Below are 11,320 nucleotides of genomic sequence, written 5' to 3'. Positions count from 1 at the left end.
AAGTAGTAGCCTCTGAAGGTCCGTATAAATCATAAACTGATTCTACTGAACTTTCCGCATAAATACGATCTACTAAACTCGGTAATAAAGGCTCTCCTGCTAGGTTGACTGTCTTTACTGTTTCTGGTAATTTCCCAGAGTCTAAAACACCCAATAGAACACTTGGAACTGTATTTATTAATGATACTGAAACTTCTGAATCTTCAACTAAGGATAATAAGTTATCAACCAATTCAATTTTTGATCCTGAAGCTAATGAAGTAAATAGTTCGAAAATTGATAAATCGAAGTTAATGGATGTACTAGCTAACATTCCTAACTCAAGTGATTCTTCAAAATTATCTAATGCCCAGTTCACTAAATTGAACATATTTCCATGTTCTATTAAAACACCTTTCGGCTTTCCTGTACTTCCTGAGGTATAGATTACATAGGCTAAATCTTCTTGAGCAATTTTAGTTTCTAATCCTGAAGTTGAATAACTCGCTATCACATCCCAATCACTATCTAACGATACAATAGTTATGTCTTTCTTATGCTCTAAAACACTTTGACTTTGAGTACTGCTTAACACCAAACCAGTAGCTGTATCTTCAATCATATAATCCACACGATCTTGCGGATAATTAGGATCAATTGGAACATAAGCACCTCCTGATTTTAAAACTCCTAAAATACCAACCAACATTTCTAAACTACGCTCAATACAAATTCCTACAAAATCTCCTGATTTAATTCCCTGGTCTTGTAAATAATGAGCTAATTGATTCGAGCGCTGATCTAGTTCCTTATAACTTAATGCTGTTCCTTTATAAACTATTGCTGTCGCTTCTGGTTGCGCTTCAACTTGATCTTTAAAGTAATCTAAAACTGTTTGAGTTGTTCCATAATCTACCTCTGTTCCATTAAACGTTTCTAATGTTTGTAATTCTTCCTCAGGTAAAATTGTTAATGAACTTACTATAGTTTTTTCACCAGATTGTAAAACCTTTAATAATTCGGCAATAGCCGTTTGCATGTAAGTAAGTATACGTTCTGAATCTATACTTACAATTACTTGTGCTGTTAATCCGAAATAATTTCCATAATCATCAATGTTTAATGTAAATGGATAATTTGTTCTTTCGTCTCCTCCAATAACCTCAATACCTAAATCAACAACCTCATTACCTTTATCTTCTTGAGTTTCTACATGAGAATGACGGAAATTTAATAAGGCATTAAATAATGGGACTTCGTTAGAGATTTCACTCCATCCTTGAATGCTCGATAATGGTGTTTGTTCATATGGTAATAACGACTCTAAACGTTGTTTTACTTCTTGAACATAAGCTGCTGCATCTTTTTCTAAAGAAATATAAAATGGTAGTGTATTGATAAATAACCCTAAAGAATCCGCTGAGTTTAATGCTCCTTGTAAACGTCCAGAGAATAATGACCCAAATAAAGCATAATTTGAATTGCTACACTTTCCAACTACAATTCCATAAGCAGCATGGAATACAACTGCTGGTGTCATTCCTAGACTCGTGCTAACTTCTCTAAGTTGGTTACTTATATCTTCTGATAAAATAATACTAGATTCTTTAATTTCACTAGCATTCCCTCTAATATCAGATAGACCAAATGGATATGTAGGTTCCTCAATATTTTCTAATAAATCTTTAAAATAAGCCTCACTATCATTTGTTGCTTGCGTATGTAACGTATATCCAATAAAATCTCTATATAAGACTGGAGTTGGAAGATTCGATGCTTGACCAGATAGGTACATAACTATCTCTGATACTATTTTCTCCATTCCAACATGGTCTAATACCAAGTGATGTTGATTTAGTATCAAATAATAGCGTTCATTTATTTCGTCATCTGCTGATTTTAATTGTAATAATGGAGCGTTTGAAACATCTAACCACTGCGCTCCCGGAATTGTTAACAGCTCTAGTTCTGATACAATATCTTTGTTTGCATCTACCGTTAATTCTTCTACTGATAACTGCGCTTCACGTTGTACAACTTGAATTGCTTTAGGTAAACCTTCGCTTAAGATACTTGTACGTAATACATCATGGCGATCTACTACAAATTGTAATGCTTCTATAAAAGCACTTCGTTTTTCTTTGTCCGTAAACGAAAGTAGGTTAGATATCACATAAGGATCACCCTCTTCTTTAGTACTCATTACATAATGGAAATACATTCCTTCTTGTAATGGTGATAATGGATAGATATCTTGAATATTAGCAACTCCTCCTGAAACACTTGCTGTAATTTTATCAATATCTTCTTGATCAAAATCTAATAAAGGAACCATTTCTGGTACAATACGATCTGTATCTATAGTAATTCCATTGGCTGGTACTTGATAAATTGATCCTACCGAAGATAACTGCTCACTCATTGATGCAATTGTTGGGCTAGAGAAAATATCTTTAACAGCAATATTGAAATCCAGTTTTTGTAAACGTGAAATCAGTTGAACCACTAGTAAACTATGTCCTCCTAATTCAAAGAAGTTGTCATATACTCCTACCTTCTCTAATCCTAGTATGTCTTGCCAAATATTAGCAATTTGAACTTCTTTTTCATTCCTTGGGCCTACATAAACCTTTGTTGATAATAAACTTCCATCTGGCTCTGGTAACGATTTCTTATCTAATTTTCCATTAGAGGTTAATGGCATTTCCTCTAACTCAACCCACAACATTGGAATCATGTAATCCGGTAAGCTTTCCTTTAATTCTGCTTGAATTGTTTCTTTGTCTAATTCATCATCTTTAACTACATAACCAACCAATCGTTTATTGCCACTGCCATCTTCTTTGGCTAATACACAACTACTATGGATACCTGAAACCTGTGATAAGACATTCTCAATCTCTCCTAATTCGATACGGTATCCTCTTATCTTGACCTGATTATCTTTTCTTCCTATATATTCAATAGTTCCGTCTGGTAACCATCTACCTAAATCTCCTGATTTGTATAGCTTAGAACTACCTCCTTCAATGAATGGATTCTCTACAAAGCGTGTGTTTGTTAACTCTGGTCTGCCTAAATAACCTCTAGCTACTCCACTTCCGCCAACACATAGTTCTCCAACAACCCCTTGTGGAACTAAATTCAAATGCTCATCTACAATGTAACAGCTCAGTGTTGGAATAGCACTACCAATAGTACTTACTGAATTAGTCACATCTGACGCTGTGATTTCTTTATAGGTAACGTGAACCGTAGTTTCCGTGATACCATACATATTGATTAATTGACAATCTGAATATTGCCCCTTCCATCTTGCTAAATAACTCGGATTTAAGGCTTCTCCTCCAAAAATTACATAACGGATGCTTGTTTGTTCAACTCTTGATAAAAACTCTTCTTGTAATGCATAAAATGCACTTGGAGTTTGGTTTAATACCGTAACGCCTTCTTCTGCTAACAACTTAGTAAATGAAACAGCATCTTTTGTGATTTCTTTCGGTACTATCACCAATTTTCCTCCAAATAATAAGGCGCCATACATTTCCCATACTGAGAAATCAAAACAGAATGAATGGAATAAGGTCCAAACATCTTGTGATGTGAAATCATATAAACAAGAATCATGTTTAAATAAACGAACAACATTCATGTGTTCTATTAAAACTCCTTTAGGCTTTCCAGTACTTCCTGATGTATAAATTACATATGCTAAGTTTCTTGGTGAAATAACCTGAGGTAATGCTGCTATAGAAAAAGTAGAAATTGTATTCCAATCTCCATCTATGCTGACGATTGAAAGCTCTGGTTTATCCTTTAAAACTTCTTTACTAGCATCACTACTCAACACCAAACTAATACCTGCATCTGTTAAGGTATAATCAATACGATCTTCTGGATATGCTGGATCTACTGGAACATAAGCTCCGCCTGATTTTAGAATCCCTAAAATTCCAATAATCATATCAAAGCCACGCTCTAAACAAATTCCTACTAAAGTATCTGGCGCTACTCCTTCTGATCGTAAATAATGTCCTAATTGATTAGACTTCTCATCTAACTCTCTATAGCTTAATTCTTCTCCTTGATAAACTAAGGCCACTGCTTCTGGTGTTTCTTCCACTTGAGCTGCAAACAAATCAACAATAGTTTTATCTGACGGATAGTCTACTGCTGCTAAGTTGAAATCTTCTAATAACTGTACTTTTTCTTCTGTAGGTACAATAGCTATAGAAGTTACTTCTTTATCCTCTAACTCTAAACCTTCAACTAATTGTTCTAACGCTTCTTGCATGTAATCCACAATACGAGCTACATTAACACTTTCTTCAATTTGTGCTGTTAATCCAAAAATGTCACCATAATCATCTACACTCAACGTAAATGGATAATTGGTACGTTCATGACCACCTAATATTTCTATTCCTAAGTCAATCGCATTGGTTTCATCTTCTTCTCCTTCAGAAGATGAAATAGCAGTATGACGGAAATTTAATAAGGCACTAAATAATGGAGTTTCATTAGACACTCCACTCCATCCTTGAATATTAGATAATGGAGTTTGTTCATAAGGTAATAACTCTTGTAATCTATTTTTAACTTCTGTAACATAAGCTAATACACTCCCCTTAATCTCAACAACAAATGGTAATGTATTGATAAATAAACCTAATGAATCTGCTGCTCCTGCTGCTCCTTGTAAACGTCCTGAAAATAAAGACCCAAAAATTGCATAATCGGTATTACTACATCTTCCTACAACTAATCCGTAGGCGGCATGAAATAAAACTGCTGGACTCATTCCCATTCGAGTACTTATATTTCGAATTTCCTTGCTTAAATCTTCTGATAAAACAACAATAGACTCTTCTATAGATGAACCAGTTATATGAATGTCTGATAAATTAAATGGATAACTCGGTGTGTCTATAGTGCCTAATAAATTCGTAAAGTAAGATTCACTATCATTGGTAGCTTGTTGGTATAATGTATGCCCTATAAAATCTCTATATAAAGCCGGTTTTGGTAAAACTGATGCATTACCTGATAGATACAAGCTAATTTCTTCTATAATTTTTTCTACTCCAACATGATCAAATGTTAAATGATGTTCTAATAAAATTAAATAATAAGTATCATTTGCTGGATCATCTGCAGATTGTAATTTTAACAAAGGAGCTTTTGAAACATCTACCCATTGATTACCAGGAGCTGTTAATACCTCTAATTCTGATAAAACATCTTTAGAAGTATCTATCTCTAAATGTTGTAAAGATAGTTTTGCTTGTCTAAGTACAACTTGAACTGCTTTAGGTAATCCTTCACTTACTACACAAGTACGTAATACATCATGGCGATTTACTACAAACTGTAATCCTTCTATAAATTTTTCTCGATTTTCTTTATTTGGGAACGATAATAAGTGTGGTAAAATATATGGATCTCCTTCCTCTATACTACTCATTAAATAATGGAAGTATATTCCTTCTTGTAATGGAGATAATGGATACATATCTTCAATATTTGAAACGCCTCCTTCTACACTATTCACTATTGTATCTATATCTTCCTGTGTAAAATCTAGTAAGGGAACCATAGATGGAATAATATGATCAGTATCAACCGTTATACCATTGGCTGGAACTTGATATATTGAAGAAGATGATAAACTTTTACTAATCCCTGCTATGGTTGGATTAGAGAAAATATCTCTTACTGGAATGTGTAAATCGTTCTTTTGTAGATTTGAAATTAATTGAACAACTAATAAACTATGTCCCCCTAATTCAAAGAAATTATCATGAACACCAATTTTTTCTATTTTTAATAGCTCTTGCCATATTGTAGCTATTTTAGATTCAATTTCATTTCTAGGCGCTACATATTCATTACTTGATAACTCATTACTATCTGGTGTTGGTAAAGATTTTCTGTCTATTTTTCCATTACTAGTTAATGGCATAACTTCCATTTCAACCCAAATCATAGGAACCATATATTCTGGTAAGCTATCTTTTAAATCATTTTGTATATTTTCTTTATTAAAAACTCCATCTACTACTACATAACCTACCAAACGATTTATTCCATTAGGATCTTTCTTAGCTAATACACAACTGTTTTGAATTCCAGAAATAACTGATAATGCATTCTCTATCTCTCCCAATTCGACACGATACCCTCTTATCTTTACTTGATCATCTGAACGACCTAAGAACTCTAAAGTCCCATCTGGTAACCAACGTCCTAAATCTCCTGTCTTGTATAATCGTTCTCCTCCTAATTTGAATGGATTTTCAATGAATTTCTCTTTCGTAAGCTCAGTTCTATTTAAATAACCACGACCAACTCCTATTCCACTTGTCCATAATTCCCCTACAACTCCAATTGGACATAAGTTATTAAATATATCTACTACATATAAGTCCATATTCGCAACTGGTTTTCCTATAGGAACTACTATTCCAGTTGGTGATTCATTCATAATATGTAACGTAATATCATCTGCAGCTTCAGCTGGACCATAAGCATTTACGACTGGAACTTGTGGATACAATGAGAACCATCTATCTAATAACGATTTGGTAGCTGCTTCTCCAGTAACCAAGAAATAAGCTAATCCTGACAAACCAGCTACAACATCTCCATTTTCTAATAAGGTAGCTACATAAGGCGGTACTAACTGAAGATGACTCACTTTATTTTTAGATAAGGAATATTGGAAGTTATCAGCTTCTAAGATTTCTTCCTCAGTATATATTGCAATGCACCCTCCACATAATAAACCACTTAACATTTGCCAAACTGAAATATCAAAAGTAAATGGTGCTGTAAAAGCTATCACACTATCACTACTCATCTTTAACTCATCAACCATGATTAATAAGTGATTCAATAAACCTGCATGCTCTATCATTGCTCCTTTTGGTAATCCTGTACTACCTGAAGTATAAATGACATAAGCTAAATCCGTAGGATTACACGCTTGCTCTATTGGTGTATTTGGATAGTTTGAATGTAATTCTGGATCATCTAATAGAATCAAATCAATAGTTTCTAAAGAAGATATAATTCCCTTACTCATTGTATTTGTTACTACTAGAGAATGACCTATATCTTCAATAATGTGAACAATTCGACTCTTTGGGAAATCTGGCTTGATTGGTACATAAGCACCTCCTGATTTTAAAATCCCTAGAACTCCAACTAACATATCTAAACTACGTTCTAAACAAACACCAACTATGGTATCTGGACCAACACCTTGCGCTACTAAACAATGTGCCAATTGATTTGAACGTTCGTTTAATTCTTTATATGTTAATTCTTTATTTTCAAAAACTGCTGCTATAGCTTCTGGAGATTTTTGAGCTTGAGCTGTAAATAAATCAACCACAGTCTTATCTAATGGATAGTCAACAGAAGTAGCATTAAAAACGTCTAGTAATTGACTTTTTTCTTCTTCCGGTAATATATTTACATCTGCGACTGCTATTGTGTTTTCAGATGTTAATCCTTTTACTAAACTTTTTATTGCTTCTTGTAAATAGATCAATACATTATCAGCATCAATTTCTCCATCAATCTGTGCTGTTAATCCGAATATTGTTCCATAATCATCAACATCAATAGAGAAAGGATAATTCGTTCTTTCATGATCACTAATTATTGTAATTCCTAAATCAATAGTATTTTCATCTTCAATTTCTTCTGTTGATATTGCCGAATGACGATAGTTTAATAAGGCACTAAACAATGGTACATCGTTAGAAATACCACTCCAACTTTGAATGTTAGATAATGAAGTTTGTTCATAAGATAATAAACTTGATAAGCTATTTTTAACTTCATTAATGTATGTTGAAATACTTCCTTCTAGAGACGTTAAAAATGGTAACGTATTCATAAACATTCCTAAAGAATCTGCTGCTCCTGAAGCACCTTGTAAACGCCCTGAAAATAACGTTCCGAAAATTGCATAATTTGTATTACTACACTTTCCTATAACTAGTCCATAAGCGGCATGGAATAATACGGCTGGACTCATACCTAAATTCGTACAAATTGCTCTTACTTCTTTACTTAATTCTTCTGGTAAAAGTATTTTTGATTCTTTAATATCGCTTCCGTTACCTCTTACGTCTGATAAACCATAAGGATATGTAGGCGTATCTATAGCTCCAAATAGTTCTTTAAAGTAAGATTCACTATTGTTTTTAGCTTGCTGATGAAGCGTATGACCAATAAAATCTCTATATAAAACAGGTGTTGGAAGACTTTCTCCTTTTCCTGATAAATACACAATTATCTCAGCTATGATTTTTTCTAAACCAACATGATCGAATGCTAAGTGATGTTGATTTACAATTAAATAATAATTATTTGTTGCTGGATCATCTGCAGATTTTAATTCTATTAATGGTGCTTTTGATATATCTATCCATTGATTTCCTGGAGCTGTTAATGATTTTAACTCATGTAAATCTGCATTTAGCGCTTCTACTTTAATTGAAACTTCTCTCAATACTACTTGTACTGCTTTTGGTAATCCTTCACTGATAATACAAGTACGTAATACATCATGTCTGTTTACCACAAACTGTAAAGCTTCTAAAAATAATGAACGCTGTTCTTGACTTGGGAACGAGTATAAGCTTGGTAATATATATGGGTCTCCACTTTCTTTATTACTCATTAAATAATGGAAGTGAATTCCTTCTTGTAATGGTGATAATGGATAGATATCTTCAATATTTGAAATACCTCCTGGAGCTTTAGCAATTACTGTATCAATCTCTTCTTGAGTAAAATCTAATAAAGGAACCATTGCTGGAACAATTCGATCTGTACCTTCCGTAATTCCATTAACTGGAACTTGGTATCCTGAATTGTTTGAAGATAATTTTTCACTAATTTCTACAATAGTTGCATTATTAAAAATATCTTTTACTTCTATATATAAATCTAATTTTTGCAAGCGAGAGATGAGTTGAACTATTAATAGACTATGCCCTCCTAATTCAAAGAAATTATCATAAATCCCCACTTTTTCTACTCCTAATACATCTTGCCAAATGCTTACTAATTGCGCTTCAGTTTCATTTCTTGGAGCAACATATGTTTTGGTTGATAGTAAAGATCCATCTGGTTCTGGTAAAGCTTTTCTATTTAATTTACCGCTAGCAGTTAATGGCATTTCTTCTAGCTCTACCCAAATCATAGGAACCATATATTCTGGTAAACTTTCTTTTAATGCCTCTTGTGTTTTTTCTTTATCAAACTTTCCTTCAGTAACTACATAACCAACTAATCGTTTACTACCTGTAGCATCTGCTTTAGCCAATACACAACTACTTTGAATATGGATTAACTCAGATAAAGCAGTTTCTATTTCTCCTAATTCTATACGATATCCTCTTACTTTTACTTGGTTGTCTTTTCTTCCTAAATATTCTAAAGTTCCATTTGGCAACCATCGTGCTAAATCACCTGTTTTGTAAATCCTTTCTCCTGATCTAAATGGATTAGCTATAAACTTTTCATTGGTTAACTCTTCTCTATTTAAGTACCCTCTAGCAACTCCAGTTCCTCCTACACATAATTCTCCAACTACTCCTACAGGAACTAATTCATTTACATCACTTAAAATATAAATTTGCGTATTAGATATTGGACGTCCAATAGTTTGATTTCCGTTGAACTCACGTTTAATAAATGTGCTATAGGTAGTTGCTTCTGATGGTCCATATAAATCGTATATTGCTTCTACTGAGCTTTCTTTATAAATACGATCTACTAAGCTCGGCAATAATGCTTCTCCAGCTAAATTGACTGTTTTTACTGTTGCTGGAATTTGTCCTGCTTCTAGTAATCCTAGTAAAACACTTGGAACTGTATTGAGTAATGAAACAGCTATTTCTGATTCTTCTACTAAGTCTAATAAATTATCTACCAATTCAATTTTTGATCCTGATGCTAATGCGGTAAATAGCTCAAAAATTGATAAATCGAAATTAATCGATGTACTCCCTAACATTCCTACATCTAATGCATCTTTAAAGTTTACAACTGCCCAGTTTACTAAATTGAACATATTCTTATGTTCAATCATAACTCCTTTAGGCTTTCCTGTACTTCCAGATGTATAAATTATATATGCTAAGTTATCTTGTGATACGATCTTGTAACTTAACTTTCGAGTAGAAAATGCTGAAATAGTATTCCAATCTGTATCTAATGAAACTATATTAATCTCTGCTTTTTCCTGTAAAATATCTTGACTAGTTTCACTACTTAATATCAACTTTGTTGCTGTATCTTCTATAATATAATCGATACGATCTTTTGGATAATTAGGATCGATTGGAACATAAGCGCCTCCTGATTTTAATACTCCTAAAATTCCAACAAGCATTTCCAAACTACGATTCATACAAATACCCACTAATGTATCTGCTTCTACTCCTTGATCACGCAAGTAACGAGCTAATTGATTAGAACGCTTGTCTAATTCTTGATAACTCAATGTCGCTCCTTTATAAGCTACTGCAATTTCTTTTGGTGATTGTTGAACTTGATTCGCAAATAATTCTAACACTGTTTTGCCTGTCGAATATTCAACAGTTGTATTGTTAAATAAATCTAATAATTGTAGTTTTTCTTGTTTCGGTAAAACAGATAGAGAAGCAATATTTTTATTTCCAGATTTTAAACTCGTTAGTAATTCTGTTAAAGCTTCTTGCATGTATGTAATTATACGATCTGCATCTATACTGCTTTCTATTTGAGCTGTCAACCCGAAAACTGTTCCGTAATCATCAACATTTAAGGTAAAAGGATAATTGGTACGTTCTTGTCCGCCTATGACTTCAATACCTAAATCATATGTACTATCTTCCTCTACAACTTCTTCTGTTGGAAGATGTGAATGACGGTAATTTAAAATCGCACTAAAGAAGGGTAATTCATTTGAAACTCCACTCCAATCTTGAATACTCGATAACGGAGTTTGTTCGTAAGATAACAAGTCTTCTAACTGGGTTTTTACGCTACTAATGTAGTCAGATACATCACCTTCTAAAGCAACATAAAATGGTAAGGTATTGATAAATAATCCTAGTGAATCTGCAGCTCCTAATGAACCCTGTAAACGTCCTGAGAATAAAGAACCAAATAAAGTGTATTCCTTATTGCTGCATTTTCCTATCACTAATCCATAAGCAGCATGGAATAAAATCGCTGGACTAACTCCTAAAGCTGTACTAACTGATCTTAACTCTGCACTAAACTCCTCTGATAATAGAAGTTCTGATTCTTCTATACGACTTCCACTTCCCTGAAT

The 11,320-nt window shown here is 33.3% G+C and carries 1 protein-coding gene; it reads right to left on the bottom strand.

Features of this window, described 5'->3' with window-relative positions:
• Positions 1–11,320, bottom strand: an 11,320-nt coding sequence (locus BVC87_RS22555; protein ID WP_075344663.1) for a non-ribosomal peptide synthetase, incomplete at both ends; no start/stop codon positions are given.

This window comes from Tenacibaculum agarivorans (assembly GCF_001936575.1).
Lineage (GTDB): Bacteria > Bacteroidota > Bacteroidia > Flavobacteriales > Flavobacteriaceae > Polaribacter > Polaribacter agarivorans.
The sequence above is the reverse complement of the archived record's forward strand: the minus strand, read 5'-3'. Positions and strand labels throughout refer to the sequence as shown.